At 70.7% G+C, this 17,393-nt stretch carries 17 protein-coding genes; 5 read left to right on the top strand and 12 right to left on the bottom strand.

The window, feature by feature from the left end; genetic code table 11:
- The first annotated feature begins 5 nt into the window (after nucleotides 1-5).
- Entirely contained in the window at nucleotides 6-209 is a 204-nt protein-coding gene (locus TTY48_RS10325; protein ID WP_220657403.1) for an MbtH family protein, read from the top strand.
- Nucleotides 210-257: 48 nt separating this feature from the next.
- On the opposite strand, the gene TTY48_RS10330 is transcribed toward TTY48_RS10325, so the two are convergent.
- Together TTY48_RS10330 and TTY48_RS10335 are read right to left on the bottom strand one after the other, a co-directional pair.
- On the bottom strand, nucleotides 258-1,466 hold the full coding sequence (locus tag TTY48_RS10330; RefSeq protein ID WP_255585617.1) for a mannosyltransferase family protein: 1,209 nt from the start codon (nucleotides 1,464-1,466) through the stop codon (nucleotides 258-260).
- A 47-nt stretch (nucleotides 1,467-1,513) separates the two neighbouring features.
- Nucleotides 1,514-2,287, bottom strand: a complete 774-nt coding sequence (locus TTY48_RS10335; protein ID WP_220657405.1) for a hypothetical protein — start codon at nucleotides 2,285-2,287, stop codon at nucleotides 1,514-1,516.
- A 159-nt stretch (nucleotides 2,288-2,446) separates the two neighbouring features.
- Between TTY48_RS10335 and TTY48_RS10340 the strand changes: the two genes are divergently transcribed.
- Both TTY48_RS10340 and TTY48_RS10345 read left to right on the top strand, forming a co-directional pair.
- The gene (locus tag TTY48_RS10340; protein ID WP_220657406.1) at nucleotides 2,447-3,712 is read left to right on the top strand and encodes an aspartate kinase; all 1,266 of its coding nucleotides are present in this window, start codon (nucleotides 2,447-2,449) and stop codon (nucleotides 3,710-3,712) included.
- A gap of 3 nt (nucleotides 3,713-3,715) precedes the next feature.
- Complete coding sequence (locus tag TTY48_RS10345) at nucleotides 3,716-4,741, top strand: aspartate-semialdehyde dehydrogenase (protein ID WP_220657407.1); 1,026 nt, start codon at nucleotides 3,716-3,718, stop codon at nucleotides 4,739-4,741.
- Between the two features lie 54 nt (nucleotides 4,742-4,795).
- On the opposite strand, the gene TTY48_RS10350 is transcribed toward TTY48_RS10345, so the two are convergent.
- The 10 genes from TTY48_RS10350 to TTY48_RS10395 all read right to left on the bottom strand — a co-directional run bounded on the left by TTY48_RS10350 (nucleotide 4,796) and on the right by TTY48_RS10395 (nucleotide 14,429).
- A complete protein-coding gene (locus TTY48_RS10350; protein ID WP_220657408.1) occupies nucleotides 4,796-6,307 on the bottom strand; it encodes a glycosyltransferase family 39 protein in 1,512 nt (503 codons plus the stop codon).
- Nucleotides 6,300-6,968 carry a TetR/AcrR family transcriptional regulator gene (locus tag TTY48_RS10355; RefSeq protein WP_220657409.1) on the bottom strand — a complete coding sequence of 223 codons (669 nt, stop codon included), beginning with the start codon at nucleotides 6,966-6,968 and terminating at the stop codon, nucleotides 6,300-6,302. Before TTY48_RS10355 ends, TTY48_RS10350 begins: the two co-directional genes overlap by 8 nt.
- A 110-nt stretch (nucleotides 6,969-7,078) precedes the next feature.
- The gene (locus TTY48_RS10360; RefSeq protein WP_220657410.1) at nucleotides 7,079-7,582 is read right to left on the bottom strand and encodes a ferritin; all 504 of its coding nucleotides are present in this window, start codon (nucleotides 7,580-7,582) and stop codon (nucleotides 7,079-7,081) included.
- Between the two features lie 70 nt (nucleotides 7,583-7,652).
- The gene (locus TTY48_RS10365; RefSeq protein WP_220657411.1) at nucleotides 7,653-9,095 is read right to left on the bottom strand and encodes a PepSY domain-containing protein; all 1,443 of its coding nucleotides are present in this window, start codon (nucleotides 9,093-9,095) and stop codon (nucleotides 7,653-7,655) included.
- A gap of 84 nt (nucleotides 9,096-9,179) precedes the next feature.
- Complete coding sequence (locus tag TTY48_RS10370) at nucleotides 9,180-9,860, bottom strand: hypothetical protein (RefSeq protein ID WP_220657412.1); 681 nt, start codon at nucleotides 9,858-9,860, stop codon at nucleotides 9,180-9,182.
- A gap of 59 nt (nucleotides 9,861-9,919) precedes the next feature.
- Nucleotides 9,920-10,510 (bottom strand): phosphoribosylanthranilate isomerase, encoded by a 591-nt coding sequence (locus TTY48_RS10375; protein WP_220657413.1) that lies wholly within the window; start codon nucleotides 10,508-10,510, stop codon nucleotides 9,920-9,922.
- Nucleotides 10,511-10,536: 26 nt separating this feature from the next.
- Entirely contained in the window at nucleotides 10,537-10,818 is a 282-nt protein-coding gene (locus TTY48_RS10380) for a hypothetical protein (RefSeq protein ID WP_220657414.1), read from the bottom strand.
- A gap of 64 nt (nucleotides 10,819-10,882) precedes the next feature.
- Nucleotides 10,883-12,625 carry a penicillin-binding transpeptidase domain-containing protein gene (locus tag TTY48_RS10385; RefSeq protein ID WP_220657415.1) on the bottom strand — a complete coding sequence of 581 codons (1,743 nt, stop codon included), beginning with the start codon at nucleotides 12,623-12,625 and terminating at the stop codon, nucleotides 10,883-10,885.
- Nucleotides 12,626-12,696: 71 nt separating this feature from the next.
- Entirely contained in the window at nucleotides 12,697-13,593 is an 897-nt protein-coding gene (locus TTY48_RS10390) for a serine hydrolase (RefSeq protein ID WP_255585618.1), read from the bottom strand.
- Nucleotides 13,590-14,429 (bottom strand): LysR family transcriptional regulator, encoded by an 840-nt coding sequence (locus tag TTY48_RS10395; protein WP_220657417.1) that lies wholly within the window; start codon nucleotides 14,427-14,429, stop codon nucleotides 13,590-13,592. The genes TTY48_RS10390 and TTY48_RS10395 overlap by 4 nt, the downstream gene beginning before the upstream one ends.
- Nucleotides 14,430-14,537: 108 nt before the next feature.
- On the opposite strand from TTY48_RS10395, the gene TTY48_RS10400 reads away from it, so the two are divergent.
- Together TTY48_RS10400 and TTY48_RS10405 are read left to right on the top strand one after the other, a co-directional pair.
- Nucleotides 14,538-15,758 carry a CdaR family transcriptional regulator gene (locus TTY48_RS10400; protein ID WP_220657418.1) on the top strand — a complete coding sequence of 407 codons (1,221 nt, stop codon included), beginning with the start codon at nucleotides 14,538-14,540 and terminating at the stop codon, nucleotides 15,756-15,758.
- 126 nt (nucleotides 15,759-15,884) lie between these two features.
- Nucleotides 15,885-17,387, top strand: a complete 1,503-nt coding sequence (locus tag TTY48_RS10405) for a long-chain fatty acid--CoA ligase (RefSeq protein ID WP_220657419.1) — start codon at nucleotides 15,885-15,887, stop codon at nucleotides 17,385-17,387.
- The last annotated feature ends 6 nt before the right edge of the window (nucleotides 17,388-17,393 follow it).

A 17,393-nucleotide genomic window follows, 5' to 3' on the forward strand; every position in this document is an offset into this window, starting at 1 on the left:
TCACAATGAACAATCCCTTCGACAACGAGTCCGGCGAGTTCGTCGTCCTCATCAACGACGAGGGCCAGCACTCGCTGTGGCCGACCTTCCGCGAGGCCCCCAAGGGCTGGCGGATCGCCTTCGGCGAGGGCGGCCGGTCGCGCGCCGAGTGCCTCGGCTACATCGAGCAGGCGTGGACGGACATCCGTCCGCTCAGCCTGCGCGCCTGACCTTCCACCACACGGCCGCGTGACCGGCCGGGCCGCGGGCCCGGTCGGTCACATGGCGTGCGGGTACACGCTCACCATGTGGGCGCCGTACCAGCACGTGACCGTGATGATGCCCGCGCAGGTCCAGATCTGGGCCCGGCGGGACCTGCGCGCCAGGGCGATCGCGATGGGGATCAGCAGGACGAAGGCGGGCAGCAGCAGCCGGGGCCGCGACATCATCAGGCCGCCCGAGCCCAGCAGCGAGATCACCACCAGCGAGCCGTACAGCGTGACCGGCCAGGGCATCTTGGAGCGCACCGCGATCACGATCAGCACGATCGAGGCCGCGAGGAGCGCGACCACCGACAGGTCTGCCACGTCCGACCCGTTGATCAGGGTGTAGTTCACGAACTGCCAGGTCTGCAGGCCCATGTCGAAGGTGGTGCCCCAGCCCTCGGTCTGGATCCGGAACCAGCCCGTGAGGCTGCCGGTGTGGTGCGCCACGATCAGCAGGTAGGTGACCCACCCGAGCGGCGTGAGCAGCACGCAGACGGCTGCGCGCAGCCGCTCGGTGCCGGTGGTCGAGAGCACCGCGATCAAAGCAGCCAACGCCACCACCCCGATCAGCACCACGGAGGTGGGGCGGCAGAATCCCGCGAGGGCCGTGCAGATCCCGGCCACCAGCCACCGTCGTTCCATCACCCCGACCAGCGCCCAGCCCGCCAGAGCGCAGTACAGCGCCTCGGTGTAGGCCATGGTGAGGACGATCGCCATCGGGGCGGCCGCGAACAGCACGGTGGTGAGCAGTCCCGCGGTCTGCGCGTACCGGTCCGGCACCTGCGGCATGTGCTCCACGCACAGCTTCCCCAGGCGGTACGCCGCCACGGCCGCGGCGCAGCCCAGGACCACGTTGACGGTGAGCGCCGCGCGGTAGGCGTCGAACCCGGGGAGCTGCGCGACGGCGCGCACCAGCATCGGGAACCCGGGGAAGAAGGCGTACGCGGTGTCGGCGGTGTGTTCGCCGCGGGCGTCCACGAACCGCCACGGCATGTCGTTGTAGCCGTAGGTGGCCAGGCCGATCATCCACTTGCCGTCCCACGCGGTCAGTAGATCGGCGAGGTTCTGATTGCGCAGCTGCGCGAAGCGCGCGAGGACGGCCAGGCCGATACCGCGGATCGCCAGGTAGTAGGCGATCGGCAGCCACACCGACCGGGTCCGCTCGACCAGGCTGCGCGGCGGCGCCTCGGCGCGGGCGGGGGCGGTCGACACGCGTTGCATCGTACCGGCGTCCGGGCGCGTGCCCGGACGTCTTGCATCCGCCGCCGTCACGACGGGCGGCGCGTGATCCCGCACTGCACGGAGTTCTGCCCCGTGCGCTGGCTGATCTCCTTGCCGTTCACCGAGATCGAACAGGTCACCTCACCGGTGCCGACGACGCGCATCGTCAGGCTGTCGCCGATGGCGGCCAGTCCCTGCCATTCCCACGGAAGAGACGAGGCCGGCGGGGGAGCCGAGGAGCCGGTCAGGCCCGTCACCTGCACCGCACCCGCGCCGGCACCACCGGCGGCCAGCTTCAGCGGGATCATCGTCGTACCGCCCGACGGGGCCGAGGTGGTCGCGAAACCGTCGGTCTCGGTGCCCGGCGCACCGCCGCTCGTGGTGGGCGCACCGGTGGTGGGCGCCCCCGTGGTCGGGGCACCCGAGGAGAAGGTGACCGGGGAAGCGGAGGTCGAGCCGTTGTCCTTGAGCATGAGGCCGATGCCGACGGCCGCCGCCACCGCGAGGATCGCCACCACCGCGGTCAGCCCGATCACGAGGCCCTTGCGGTTGCCGTTCCCACCGGGCGGCGGGCCGGGCTGCGGATACCCGCCCTGATTCGGCGCGCCGTACTGCGTGGTCGGATAGCCGGCGGGGCCGGGTTGCTGCTGGTAACCGCTCTGCTGGTAGCCGCTCTGCTGGTAGCCGCCCTGCGGATATCCGCCCTGCTGGTAACCCCCCTGCTGGTAGCCGCCCTGCTGGTACGGGCCGCCCGGGTACTGACCGCCCTGGGGGTTCTGCCCGGGGGGCGGGCCGGGGTTCTGGCCTCCGTACGGGTTCATGGGTTCTCCTCGCTTCGGCTTCACAGGCGATTATCCGCGATTCGCTGAACGGTGGGTTGCGCACCGCTTGGAACACGGGGGTTCGGGGCCTACAAGGCCAGGTCGGTAGGATCGACTCTCGACGCATACTGCTCGAGCTACGAACGGAGAGGTACCCAAGTGGCACTCGTCGTCCAGAAGTACGGAGGCAGTTCCGTCGCCTCCGCCGAGCGCATCCGGCGCGTGGCAGAGCGGATCGTCGAGACCAAACGCGCCGGCAACGACGTGGTCGTCGTGGTCTCCGCCATGGGTGACACCACCGACGAGCTGCTCGACCTCGCCAACCAGGTGTGTCCGGCGCCGCCCGCCCGCGAGATGGACATGCTGCTCACCTCGGGTGAGCGGATCTCCAACGCGCTGGTCGCGATGGCCATCCACTCCCTCGGCGCGCAGGCCCAGTCGTTCACCGGCTCGCAGGCCGGCGTGATCACCACCAGCCGGCACGGCGCCGCGAAGATCATCGACGTGACCCCGGGCCGCGTGCAGGCCGCGATCGACGACGGCAAGATCGTGCTGGTCGCGGGCTTCCAGGGCGTCTCGCAGGACACCAAGGACGTGACCACGCTGGGCCGCGGCGGCTCGGACACCACCGCCGTGGCGCTGGCCGCGGCGCTCAACGCCGATGTCTGCGAGATCTACACCGATGTCGACGGCATCTACACCGCCGATCCCCGCATCGTGCCCAACGCCAAGCATCTGGAGAAGGTCTCCTTCGAGGAGATGCTCGAGATGGCTGCGTGCGGCGCCAAGGTGCTCATGCTGCGCTGCGTGGAGTACGCGCGCCGCTACAACGTTCCCGTCCATGTGCGCTCGTCGTACTCGACCAAGCCCGGCACCATCGTCAACGGCTCTATGGAGGACATCCCCGTGGAAGAGGCAATTCTCACCGGCGTCGCCCACGATCGCAGCGAGGCGAAGATCACCGTGGTCGGCCTGGAGGACAAGCCGGGCTACGCCGCCCGCGTCTTCCGCGCCATCGCCGACGCCGAGATCAACATCGACATGGTGCTGCAGAACGTCTCCAAGGTGGACACGGGCCGCACCGACATCACCTTCACCCTGCCGCGCGAGCTGGGCCCGCTGGGCGTCGAGAAGCTCGAGGCGCTGCGCCAGGAGATCGGCTTCGACTCCGTGGTCTACGACGATCACGTGGGCAAGGTCTCGCTGGTGGGCGCGGGTATGAAGAGCCACCCCGGCGTGACCGCCACCTTCTGCGAGGCGCTGTCGGCGGCCGGCATCAACATCGAGCTGATCTCCACCTCGGAGATCCGGATCTCGGTGCTGATCCGCGACACCGAGCTCAACGACGCGGTCAAGGCGCTGCACGACGCCTTCGGCCTGGGCTCCGACGAAGAGGCCGTCGTGTACGGCGGGACGGGGCGCTAGATCATGGGTGTACGCGTAGGAGTCGTCGGCGCCACCGGTCAGGTGGGCGCCGTGATGCGGCAGCTGTTGCTGGACCGCAACTTCCCGGCGGACGAGGTGCGGTTCTTCGCCTCGTCGCGCTCGGCCGGCAAGAAGCTGCCCTTCGGTGACCGCGAGATCGTGGTCGAGGACGCCGAGACCGCCGATCCCACGGGCCTGGACATCGCGCTGTGCAGCGCCGGCGCCACCATGTCGCGCGTGCAGGCGCCGCGGTTCGCCGCCGCCGGTGTCACCGTGATCGACAACTCGAGCGCCTTCCGCAAGGATCCCGATGTGCCGCTGGTGGTCTCGGAGGTGAACCCGGAGCAGGTCAAGAACCTGAAGAAGGGCATCATCGCCAACCCCAACTGCACCACGATGGCCGCCATGCCGGTGCTCAAGGTGCTGCACGACGAGGCGGGCCTGCAGCGGCTGATCGTCTCCACCTACCAGGCGGTCTCGGGTTCGGGCCTCGCCGGTGTCGAGGAGCTGGCCACGCAGGTGCGGGCCGGGGTCGACGGTGCCGAGAAGCTGGTGCACGACGGTTCGGCCGTCACCTTCCCGGAGCCCGTGAAGTACGTGGCGCCGATCGCCTTCAACGTGGTCCCGCTCGCCGGTTCGCTGGTGGACGACGGCACGGGGGAGACCGACGAGGATCAGAAGCTGCGCAACGAGTCCCGCAAGATCCTGGGCCTGCCCGAGCTGCTGGTGTCCGGCACCTGCGTGCGCGTGCCGGTGTTCACGGGACACTCGCTGTCGATCAACGCCGAGTTCGGTGCGCCGCTGTCGGTGGCCCGCGCGCAGGAGCTGCTCGCGGACGCGCCCGGTGTGAAGCTGGTCGAGGTGCCCACGCCGCTCGCGGCCGCCGGCGCCGACGAGTCGCTGGTCGGGCGCATCCGCCAGGACCCGGGCGTGCCCGAGGGCCGCGGCCTGGCCCTGTTCATCAGCGGTGACAACCTGCGCAAGGGCGCCGCCCTGAACACCGTGCAGATCGCGGAGCTGCTGGTCTAGCCAGCCCGCGTTCCGGCCCGGCCGGCGACGCGGGGCGGTCGGTACCGATCTCGATCAGATGCGCCGCAGCTGCGGCCACAGCTGGGACCAGGGCGCGCGGACGTGGCAGAGGCGGATGTCGACGTCGGTGGACGCGGTCGGCATGCCGATCCGGTAGTCGAACTTCCGCAGCGTGCGCGCCTGATCGCACATGTCGTCCTGCAGCGCGGCATCGGAGCTGATCACGCGGAGCACCGTGGTCGCCGAATCCGAAGGCTGCCCGAAGTATCCGTACCCGCGGTTCGGGCTGTACACGGGCGGTAGGCCCGTGCCGTAGTAGGCGAGCGCGGAGGCCTGCCAGTACGACCCCGTCACGATCGCCTGCGGCCGTTCGGCCTCGGGCAGCGATGCCAGTGAATCCTCTACGGCCCGTGTGAGTTCGGGCCATCCGAACTGGCCATACACGGAGATCTGCATGCCGGCCTCCATGATCGACTGCGGCTCCTTGATCTCCGATTCCGGGGTGAACGGCAGGCTCACCACGATCGAGCCGACGGCCAGGATCGACAGCGGCGCGGTCAGGGCCAGACGCAGTCGCGGCTTCGGCACCGCCTCGAAGGCGACGGCACCGGCGGCGATGATCACGGGCAGCATGCCGCCGGGGTAGTACGGACGCCCGGCGGTGATGATGAAGACGATCACCAGCAGCACGAACGCGGGCGCCAGGAATCGATACGGCCGCAACTGATCCGACCGCATCAGGGCGTAGAGACCGTAGAGCAGCAGGAGGGCACCGAGCACGCCGGCGGTGAGCAGCAGGATGGGAACGAACAGCAGGCGCCCGCCCGCGTACTGGCTCTCCTCCGCCACCTGTTCGGTGAGCTGCAGGTAGGGCCAACCGCGTTGCGCCTGCCAGATCAACGCCGGAATCATGGTGACCACGGTGAACACCCCGCCCGCCCACAGCGCGGGCCGACGCACGAGATCCTTCGGGCCCCAGATCGACGAGGCCACGATGACGCACAACCAGAAGATCGGGATCAGCCACTTGACCTGCATATCGACGGCGGTCACCACACCCGCGGCGAACAGCAGCCAGTCCTGCCGGGTGCGCACCCACCGCACCACCAGCCAGGTGATCGCCACCCACAGCGGGGTGTCGATCGCGTTGGTGGCGAGCAGCGAGGACTGCAGCAGCAGGAAGGTCGACGTGGCGTACGCGCCGGCCGTCAGCGCCTGCGCGAAGCGACCACCACCGAGCTCGCGGGCGATCAACGCCGACACCAGGATTCCAGCGATCGTCACGATCACCGAGGGCAACCGGAACAGCACCAGGGAGTCGCCCGGCATGGCATCGCCCAGCAGTGCCAGCAGCGGCAGGATCGGTCCCTGATCGGCGTAGCTCACCGAGAGGTGATGCCCGGCGCTGATGAAGTACAGCTCATCGCCGAACAGGTGGTAGCGGCTGGCGCCGAAGGCTGCGGCGATCGCGCTGAGCACCAGGATCGGGATGAGGTACGCCCATGTGATCGGTGCGGGTGGGGCGGGTGCGGCCTGATCGCTGGTGCGAGATGCGGTGTCAGTCATCGGTTTCCTCCGGCTGCGCGGTGGTCGTGGAGTTCGGCGGCGCGGGCTGCACCGCGGCGAGGTACATGCGGACCATCTGGTCCGCGTGGGCATCGATGTCGAATTCGGGGTCGCGAGCGGCGTGCCCGGCGGCACCGTCGATCGAGTCGCGGATCAAGCGGGCCATCACCAGCGGGTCGAACTCGCCGAACTCCCCCGACTGCTGCCCCGACCGGAGGATGTCGCGGACGGGAGCGACCATCGCGTCCTCACCATCCGAGGGCCCGAAAGCGGGCGTACCGTCCGCGTTCCGCAGATTGGGTACCACCTCGATCATGGCGGCCAGGAAGCGCTGATTGGCCTGGATGAACTGCAGGTTGGTAGCGATGTAGGTACGCAGCGTGCCGGCGGCGGTCTTCTGCTCGGCCAGAAGCGGACCCATGAATTCGGCGCCGGCCACGAAGAGCTGGATCACCACCTGGCGCATCAGCTCGTCCTTGCCGTCGAAATGGTACGAGATGACGCCCTTGGAGACGCCCGCCTGGCGGGCGATGCGGGCCAGGGTGGCGCGGCCGTATCCCTCGTCGGCCAGCACCTCGACCGCCGCCGCGATGATCTGCCGGCGGCGGGCCTCCTCGATGAAGGACCGCGGTTGGCCGCTCGACTCATTTTCTGGCCGCATGGTCAAAAATTAGCACGGCGGGTCAGGTGAAGGGAAGAGGAGCGAACGAAAACGGGGCCCTCCGTGGTGGAGGGCCCCGTTCCGGGCTGCAATGTGTGGCTTGTGGCGGATTACGCCTCGGTGGTGCGAGCCGGGCGCGAACGCAGCTCCTCGTCCAGGCGCAGCAGGCCCGGGCCGTCACCGTCGATCAGCTTGAGGCGACCGACGATCTCGCTGACCGTGGCCTCCTCCTCGACCTGCTCGTTGACGAACCACTGGATCAGCGCCTTCGAATCGATGTCGTCCGTGGCCGCGCGGTACAGGGCGCGGATGGAATCCGACACCCGGCGCTCGTGCTCCAGGGCCGCCTCGAAGACGTCGAGAACGGTGGCCACATCGACCTTCGGTGCGGCCGAGGCGCCGATCTTCGGGTGGTTGCCACGATCCGACAGGTGATCGATCCACTTGTTGGCGTGGACGATCTCCTCATCGGCCTGATGACGCAGCCACGCGGCGATGCCGGGCAGGTCGCGGATCTCCATCTCGATGGCGAGCTGGCGGTACACCAGCGACGCTTCGAACTCGAGGGTGATCTGATCGTTGAACTTCTCTTCGAGTGCGTCCGTGAGCTTCATGGGAACGACTGTAGAGCGATCCGACCTGCCTGGCAACGCAGGCAAGGCGACCCTTCTTGCAGGTCAGGGTCTATTTTCTTAGGTTAGCCGTGCCCCGCTTAGCCACGCCTATCGCAACATCGAGCACGATGAAAGCGAGCAGTGAGACGCCGAGCACCGGCAGGAACCATCCGATGAACGCCACCGCCAGGACCGCCGGAATCGCATGGGACGGATCGACTTTCCGCAGCGACTCGCGCGCGGGCGGCTTCGGCAACCCGCCCGAGCGCGGCCTGCGCTGCCACCACATCAGGTAGCCGCGCACGATCACGACGCTCAAAAGTGCTGCGAAAGCAACCAATGCGATCTGGTTGAGCAGACCGAACTGCCATCCCATGTGCGTGTTGATCAGCAACTCGGTGAGCTTGGCCATGAGCGGCCACGAGGCGAAGGCGAGCACCGTGACCACCTGCCCGGTCTCCGGATCGACCGTCGCGGAATCGATGCCGAACCGCCACGGTTGCCGGGTCTGCGCCACCGTCATCGCGACCGACGGATCGGCCGGGATCGAGATCTGAACCGCACCGTCGACGCCCCGGCTCGCCGCGGCCGCGACGGCCGTGTCGAGCGCGGCGACGTTGCGCGCCCGCGTCTGAGCGGCGACCTCCGGGCTGACCGGGGCGGCCACCGGCGCGGAGCTGCCGTGGTCGGCGTGCTCGCCGCCGCCGGCCGCCGTGGCATCCGGTTGCAGCGAGGTGGAGAGCGCGGGTTTGGTCCAGCTGAGCTCGGTGCGCAACTGAGCGATGTTGTCGCCCGCGTACTTCGACCAGGTGAGTCCCGTCGCGGAGAAGAAGAGCAGGCCCAGCAGCAGCCAGGTGCCGATCACCGCGTGCCGGTTCATCGCGCCGCCCCGGCCCTGGAGCGAGCGGTCGTAGGAGAGCATCTTGCGGACGTTCCCGCGGCGGGCCCGCCACCACAGGTAGAAGCCGCCGAGGGCCACCACCCACAGCCACGACGCCGCCAGCTCGCTGTAGAACCGACCGACGCTGCCCAGGTGCAGATCCACGTGGAGCCGGTCGATCCAGAACCGGATCGGCAGTGCCTCCACCGATCCGTATACGGGCAGCGCGCCCTGCACGCGGCCGGAGGCCGGGTCGACGAAGACGGCGAGATCGCGATCGTCGGTGAGGGCCGGGTCGGTGAACAGCACGCGGGTCGTCTTGCCCGCCTCCTCGGCGGGGCGGATGCCCTTCACGATGAGGTCGGGCTTCGCCGCCTGCGCCGCCGCCACCTGGACGGTGAGCGGTTGTGCGGGACCGGAGGTGGCCGCGGTGAGTTCGTCGGCGTACACGAACCGCTCCACGGTGGGGGCCGCCGCGTAGAGGCCGCCGCTGATGGCGGCGATCAGGATGAACGGGCCCACCAGGAGCCCGGCGTAGAAGTGCAGCCGCATGATCGCGGCTCGCCACCCCGGCCGTTTCGGCGGAGTGGACTGCGGCGGCGCGGGATCGGCCGCCGAATCTGTCAAGGACATAAGGAGTTTCACCTCACGATAGGTGTGCGCGCACGCACGGGGGCTCGGCCGGCGGTGCCGGTCCGAGTGGGAAGGGGTGAGGTCTCAGGCGGGTGGTGCGCGCAGCGCGCCGTGGCAGCTCAGCACGGACAGCGGCCGGGTGCGGAACTCCCACACCCGATGGACGACGGTGCGCCGCACGCTCAGCCACGCCGCGCGGACGGGCCGCAGCGTCGCGACCGCCAGTCGGAGCGCCCTCTCGGCACCCGCGATCGCCAGGCCCGCCACCACTGCGGCGGCGAGGTGGGCCAGTCCCATCGACGGGGTGAGCGCGAGGTGTCCCATCGTGAGGCCGAGCGCGAGGTGCCCGCCGAGCTGACCGAACAGCACCATCGCGCCCGCGGCCACGGGGCCGGCGGCGCGCGGCCGGGCGGCGAGCGCACCGATGATCGCGCACACCCCGGCCAGGAGCAGCACCGAGGTGAGCGGGATCGCCGGTCCCATCGGCATTCCGGCGTCCGTGCCCATCGCCGCCATGTCGTGACCCGGCATCGCGGTGGGCATGACGTGGCCGGGCATGGCTGTGGGCATCGCGTGGCCGGGCATCGAGTGCGCGCTCATCGCGCCTCCCGCCATCGTGCCGTCCGCCATCGGGTGTCCGGCGGGCGCGGGTGCGGGCATCGAGCCGGCCATGGCGACGATGTGCGCGGTGAGGCTGGCCGCGAAGGAGGTGCCGCCCACGAACACACCACGGGCCGTGGCGGCGGGGTGGGCGGGCCGGAACATGGTCGAATACTACTCCCTGTAGGGGACGGTCTCCGAACCGGAATCGGCAGGTCAGACGGTCAGCCGCGGGCCGAGGCGACGAAGGCGCGGATGCGCGCCGGATCCTTCACCCCGGGCGCCGATTCGACACCACTGGACACGTCGACCCCGGAGGGGCCGAAGGCGGCGGCGAGCTCGGCGACGTTGCCGGGGGTGAGCCCGCCGGCCAGGAGCCAGAAGGCCGACGGTGGCACCGGGAGATCCGCTGGATCGAACGGGACGCCCGAACCGGGATCGGTGGCGTCGATGAGCAGGCGCTCCGGCCAGTCCCGGCCCGCCTCGGTGTAGCGGGTGGCCGAGACGGCGCGCAGCACGGCGAAGCCCGCCTCCGTGACCCGGTGGAAGTGATCGTCGGGCTCGTCGCCGTGCAATTGGACGGTGCCGACTCCTGCGGCGCGGGCCAGTCGCAGCACCTCGTGGATCGGCTGGCGGCGGAACACCCCGACGGTCTCCACGCGCTCGGGCACCCGTGCGACCAGCGGTGCAGCGGCCGCGGCCTCGATCAGGCGCACACTACCGGGGGCGAAGACGAAGCCGACGGCGTCGGCGCCCGCGTCCACCGCGGCGTCGACCGATTCGACCGTGCGCAAGCCGCAGACCTTGACGAACATGCGCCCGATCCTAGAAGGGGGAGGGATCAGAAGGGCTGGCCGGGGATCGATCCGGGCGTGCCGGCCGGCGCACCCGGGACCGGGGTGTGAGTGGGGATCGGCATGGTGCAGGGCGGGAAGCCGGGGTTGTACGGCGGGTTGCACAGCTGCATCACGCAGTTCTTGCCGTTCCAGAACGGGGTCTGTCCGGGCGGGCACTGCTCCAGCGCACTCGCGGTGCCGGTGCTCGCGACGAAGCTCGCGGAGAGGACGCCGAGCGTGGCGAGGCCTCCGGCGACGGTGCGGCGGACGGTCGAGCGACTGGACATGCGAATCCTCCCGAAGTGAACTGTTGTTTCACACTATCAATTCACCGTGGGCTTGCAAAGTGCGTCAGGGCAGGTCGCCGCCCGCGCCTCGGAGGAACGCGCCACTCACCGCCACTGCCGGAGCCGAACTCTCGCCCGAGACCACCAGGGTGGCGAAGGCCAGATCGCCGACGATGCCCGCGAACCAGCCGTGCGCGTGCGTGTTGTCTCCGAACTCGGCCGTCCCGGTCTTGCCGCCGAGCCCCGGGATATCGCGCAGCGCGGTCGCGGTGCCCGCGGTCACCGTCTCGCGCATCGCCGCCCGCAGCGCGTCCGCGACCCCCGGATCGATCCGCTGCGGAGGGACGTCCGCCGTGGCGGGCTCACCGTCGAACAGCGCGGGCCGGACGGTGCCGCGCGCCGCGAGACTGGCCTCGACCACTGCGAGACCGAAGGGGGAGGCGGTCACCCGGCCCTGGCCGATCGACTCCTCCACCCGCTCGGCATCGGACCGTGCCACCGGCACCGCACCGGTCACCGTGGTGGCTCCGGGGAGGGTGAAGTCGACGCCCAGGCCGAAGGCCCGCGCCGTCTCGGTCAGCTGGTTCTCGCCGAGCTTGGTGCCCAGCCCGGCCATGGTGGTGTTGCAGGATCGTGCGAAGGCGGTGTGCAGCGGCACCGTGCCCAGGGCGAATTCGTTCTCGTTGGGAATGGTGCGGCTGCCGAAGGTGGCCTTGCCCGGGCAGGGGAGCATGGCGTTCGGGGTGGTGATCCCCGAGCCGAGTGCCGCGGCGGTGGTGATCGTCTTGAAGGTCGATCCCGGGGCGTACAGACCGGTCAGGGCGATCGGGCCCTGTTGATCGGCGGCGGGGTTCTGCGCCACCGCCAGGATGCCGCCGGTCGAGGGCCGGATCGCCACCAGCATCGTCGGCCGGCTCTCGCCCGCCACGGCCGCGTTCGCGGCGCGCTGCAGCCCGGCATCGAGGGTGGTGCGCACCGGCTGCGGTGTCTTTCCGGGGAAGGATTCGATGTGCCGCACCGCATTCCCGGCGCCGTCCACCAGGTTCACGCCCGCACCCGCGGCATCGTCGACCACGCTGCGCCAGCGCTCCTCCAAGCCCTTGCCCACCGGGGTGCGCAGCGTGGGGGCCGCGGTCAGCAACCGGCCCTCCTCCCGGGCGCGGAAGCCGGGGATCGAGGACAGATCGCCGACCCGCTTCGCATCGTCCTCGCGCAGGGATATCACCTGCACCGCACCGGACTTGCCCGCGATCGCGGCGCGGATACCGGCCGCCGTCACGGACCTGTCGACGGGGGCCAGGCGGGCGGCGAGGGCATCGGCGGAATCGCCCCGATCGGCCGCCAGGGTGACCACCGTGACCGTCTGCCAGGTCATCAACGGGCTGTTCTTCCGGTCCAGAACCGGTGTCCGGTACGACTTCTCATCGGAGTACAGCAGTCGCGACCCGGCGGTGGACTCGGGGTGGATCAGGCTGGGCGCCCAGGTGATGGTGCCGCCGGACGCGGTGACCGGCGCGGAGTAGCGCAGCGTGCGGTTGCGCGGCAGCGACCACGACCAGTTCAGGGCGGGGGAATCGCCGTCGCGGCCCGCGGCCACCGTCGGCGTCGCGGTGCCCATGCCGTCGAAGGAGGCCTGCAAGGCCGGCCGCGCCGCCGCGGGATCGGAGGTGAGCTCGGCGGCGGCGTTCGCGTCCCGCGCGGACAGTGCGGCGGCGAACTTCGCCACGGGATCGTCGGCCGAGCACCCGGCCGCCGCGGCGACCAGGACCGCGGACACGGCGAGGGTGAGGGAGCGGCGCAGGAGCATGCCACCAGTGGACCCGCAGCGGGCCATAGCGAGCAAAGTGCGACGCCGGGGGTTTCGATAGCGATTCGCTATCACTCCAGGTAGATGGGTGTGCGAAGCGCGCCGACGGCGAGCGCAGCCACCCGCCCGATGGCCGCGTCGACCCGGGGCAGGGTCGGATCGTTGCGCGCGGCGTGGGTGAACACCGCTACCGCGACCGGCCGCTCCCCGGGATAGGTGACCACGCCCGCCTCGTTGCGGAGCGCACCCAGGGTGCCGGTCTTGCCCGCGATCTCCGCTCCCGAGCCGAAGCCGGAGGCGATCCGGTGCCGGAAGGCCTGCCCGGCCAGTGCCGATCGCGCGAACGCGCAGCCCTCCGGCGAGGCGGCGGCATCCGACCAGATCGCCGCGAGCAGAGAGGTGACATCGGCCGGGGTGGTGGCGCTGCCGAAGGTCGGATCGTACGCCCGCACCGGGCGCGACAGATCGTCGTCGGCCAGCGCCGCGAAGGCCTCGGCGACGGTGCGCGTGCCCGTCTCCGCCATCAGGGCCGCCTGGATCTCGGCATCGCCGCCGGCGATGGTGGTCGCCGTCAGTCCCAACTCCCGGGCGGTGCGCTGCACCTCGTCGAGCCCGACCAGGGTGAGCAGGGCGCCGGCGGCCGCATTGTCGGAGACCGCCATCATCGACCGCAGCAGATCGCGCACGCTCAGCTCCACCGGATCGTCGAAGGTCGCGATACCGGTGGGTCCCGGCGTGGCCGTCCGCGGATCGACCACGACCCGCGCCCGCGGATCCAGGCGCCCCGCGTCGAAGGCCCGACAGGCCGCCACCAGCAGCACGATCTTGTACACCGACGCGGGAACCACGGGTTCGTGGCCACCCACCGACAGTGCGGCGTCGCCACCCACCACCCGTGCGTGCAGCCATCCGTTGCACCCGGCGTCGGCGAAGACCTCCGCGATCGCGGCGGCCGGATCGTCCGTCACCGGCTCAACCGCCACAGTGTCGACTCCAACCGCGCGACATCGCGGTGATCGCGGCGGCCCAGCACGCGCACCCGCAGCGGGAAATCGGGCGCCGCCCGCCGCGCGGTTCCCGGCGGCGTGGGACCACCGGCCGGGACCAGTGCGAAGGCGAGTCCGGCCGCCACCGCGGCGTGGGTGGCGGCCTCCGTCTCGGAGATCCGCGGCTGCGCCGTGATCCCCCGGGCGGTGAGCCGGTCGAGCAGCAGATCGGCCGCGGGCGGGTTCGCCGCGCGCGGCGGCATCGCCACCTGCAGGCCCGAGAGCTCGCGCAGGCGCGGCGAGCGGAAGTCCTCCGGGACCAGGAAATCGCGCGGCAGGGCGATCACCGGGCCCGACGGCGCACCGTCGGACAGCACCGGATGCTCGACCACCGCCGCGTCCAACAGGTCCTCCGCGACCGCCCGCGCGAGCTGCGGCGACGGCCCCGCGGACAGGGTGAGCGGATCGGGATCGTCGCGCAGCCCCGCGCCGCACGCCGTGGCGGTGGCACCGTCGAGCGCATCGCACAGCGCCACCCGGCGCTGTCCGGTCCCCGCGCCGAGCCGGGCCGCCTCGGCGACGAAGCGGTCGGCATCGCCCACCATGACCCGGGCGCGGGGGAGCAGCTCGCGCGCCGCGGGCGTGAGGTCGGCGCCGCGGCGACTGCGGTCGATGAGGGTGACCCCGAGCGCCTCCTCCAGGCGCCGCAGCCCGGCCGAGACCGGTGGCTGGGTGATCCCGAGCCGGTCCGCCGCGCGCCCGAAGTGCTGCTCCTCGGCCACCGCGACGAAGAACCGCAGGTGCCGGATCAGATCCATGGTGCGGAGTGTAGCGGCGCCCCGCCGACCTCGGACGACGCTGAACCCCACGATCGAGCCCGTGAATTCGCGTACGCAAACGGGACGGACCGACCACAATCGACAACTGTGAGCCACGCCACAGGGGAGAGCGTCGTCGCGGACGTCGGGTGCATCCGCGACGAACTGGCGTCGCGGATCGACATCGTGACGGCCGGCGCCGTCGCGCGGATCCGGGCCGAGGTCCCGTTCTACGCCACCGACGACATCGTCTCCGACCGGCTGCTCGCCGCCACCGTGCGCGACAACCTGCTCTTCATCATCGACTCGCTCACCGCGCCCACCTTCGACACCGCGCCGGCCGAGATCACCGGCCGCACCCGCGCCGAACTCGGCGTCCCCCTGGCCTCCGTCATGCACGCGTACCGGATCGGCGTGCACCGAATCTGGGAGGAGGTCATGGTGATCGCGGACGAGCGCCCCGAACTGAGCCGCCAGGCCCTGCTCAGCGCCGCGCAGCACATGTGGCAGGCGCAGGACGTGTACGTCGATGCGATGGCGGCCGCCCATCGGGACCGCACCACCGAGCAGGTGCTCGACGATGCGGCCGAGCGGGCGGTGCTCGCCGAATACCTTTTGCAGGGCCGGATTCCGAGCGATCAGAGCCTGTGGGAGATCGCCACCCTGCTGCGCCTGCCCACCACCGGTCCGTACCTGGCCGTCGCCGCGGCGACCGAGATCGGGCGGCACCCGCTCCCCGGTATCGCCGACCGGTTGCGCGCCCTCGACGCCTACTCCGCGTGGCGCCTGCTGCCCGACCAGCTGATCGGCATCGTCCACGCGCCGACCGCCGAGATCCGCGCCGCGGTGATCGACCTGCTGCGCCGTGTGGCCACCGGCCGCGTCGGCGTGAGCGCGCCGTTCGCCGAGCTCCGCGACACTCCCCAGGGTCTGAACTTCGCGCGCCGCGAGCTGATCGGCCCCGGTGCGGGCGTCTCGGTGTTCGACGGATCGGTGCTGGGCACCGCCGCGATCGCGGCCCCCGAGACCACCGTCGACCTGGCGCGCGGCGTGCTCCGCGAGCTGTACCGGTTGCCCGACGACGATCGCGAGCCGCTGCAGGAGACCTTCCGCGCCTGGGTAGCGCACGACGGCAACGTCAAGGACGCCGCCGCCGAGCTCTACGTGCACCCGAACACCGTGCGGCACCGCCTGCGCCGGGTGGAGCAGCTGACCGGGAGGTCGGTGAACTCGCCACGGGAGCTCGCCGAGCTGTGCCTCGCCTTCGAGGTCGATGCCCGGATCGGCGTCGGCCGCACCCGCGATTCCCCGATCGACCCAGTGCGGTGACCCCGCCCGTTGTGCGCCGTGACACCCCACGGACCGAAACGTTGTTCCGTCACCATAGCCACCCGATGGTGTCGCCAGTCACTCTGAATACAGACGAAATCACCGCCGACGCGTAAGGACCGCCCGATGTCGAACCTCGCCGAAAACCTCACTGCCGCAGCCGCTGCGCGGCCGGACGCCCTCGCCCTCAAGTGCGACGACCTGGAGTACACCTACGCCGCCTTCGATGAGGCCTCGGCGCGTTTTGCGAGCTATCTCGCCGAGCAGGGCATCGAACCGGGCGACCGGGTGGGCATCATGCTGCCCAACACCCCGGCCTTCGCGGTGGTCTTCTACGGGATCATGCGGCGCGGCGCGGTGGCCGTGCCGATGAACCCGCTGCTCAAGGCCGCGGAGGTGGAGTACTACCTGGCCAACACCGGAGCCAAGGCCCTGTTCGCCACGCCGGTCTTCGCCGACGACGCCGAGGCCGGCGCGAAGGCCGCCGGGGCCTCCTGCCATTTCGGCGACGATGCGGCGCTGGCCACCCTGCTCGCGAAGCACGAGCCGGCCTCCGCCGTCGAACCCCGCGACGGCGGCGACACCGCGGTCATCCTGCACACCTCGGGCACCACCGGAAAGCCCAAGGGCGCCGAGCTGACCCATCAGGGTCTCGGCATGAACTGCGAGATCTCGGGCCGCACCCTGCTGCACCTGACCGGTGACGACGTGGTGATGGGGTGCCTGCCGCTGTTCCACGTCTTCGGCCTCACCTGCGGACTGAACGCCGCCGTGCGCTTCGGATCCACGCTCACCCTGATCCCGCGATTCGAGCCGCGCAAGGCGATCGAGGTGATCGGTCGCGACAAGGTGACCGTCTTCCTCGGTGTGCCCACGATGTACGCGGCGCTGGTCGCCGCCCTGCAGCCGGGCGACGACGTCTCCTCGCTGCGCGCCTGCGGCTCGGGCGGCGCGGCGCTGCCGCTGCAGGTGATCACCGACTTCGAGGCGGCCTTCGACGCGATCATCATGGAGGGCTACGGCCTGTCCGAGACCTCGCCCGTCGCGTCCTTCAACCACCCGGACAAGCCGCGCAAGGCCGGCACCATCGGCACGCCCATCGAGGGCGTGCAGATGCGCTGCGTGGACGACAGCGGCAATGAAGTGCCCCAGGGTGAGCGCGGCGAGGTGCAGGTGCGCGGCCACAACATCATGAAGGGCTACTGGAACCTGCCCGAGGCCACCGCGGCGTCGATCGACGAGAACGGCTGGTTCTCCACCGGCGACATCGGCATCGTCGACGAGGACGGCTACTTCTCCATCGTCGACCGCAAGAAGGAGATGATCATCCGCGGCGGCCTGAACGTGTACCCGCGCGAGATCGAAGAGGTGCTCTACAGCCACCCGGAGATCGCCGAGGCCGCCGTGGTCGGCATCCCCCACGACACGCTCGGTGAGGAGGTCGGTGCCGCCGTCGCGCTCAAGGCCGGTGCCGCGATCACCGCCGAGGCCATCCGCGATTTCGTCAAGGAGCGCGTGGCCTCCTACAAGTACCCGCGCCACGTCTGGCTGCTGACCGAGCTCCCCAAGGGCGCCACGGGCAAGGTCCAGAAGCGCGACATCGCCGTCCCCGAGCAGTTCACCGCCTGAGACCGA

The sequence above is a fragment of the Tsukamurella sp. TY48 genome (assembly GCF_019656655.1).
Taxonomy (GTDB): domain Bacteria; phylum Actinomycetota; class Actinomycetes; order Mycobacteriales; family Mycobacteriaceae; genus Tsukamurella; species Tsukamurella strandjordii.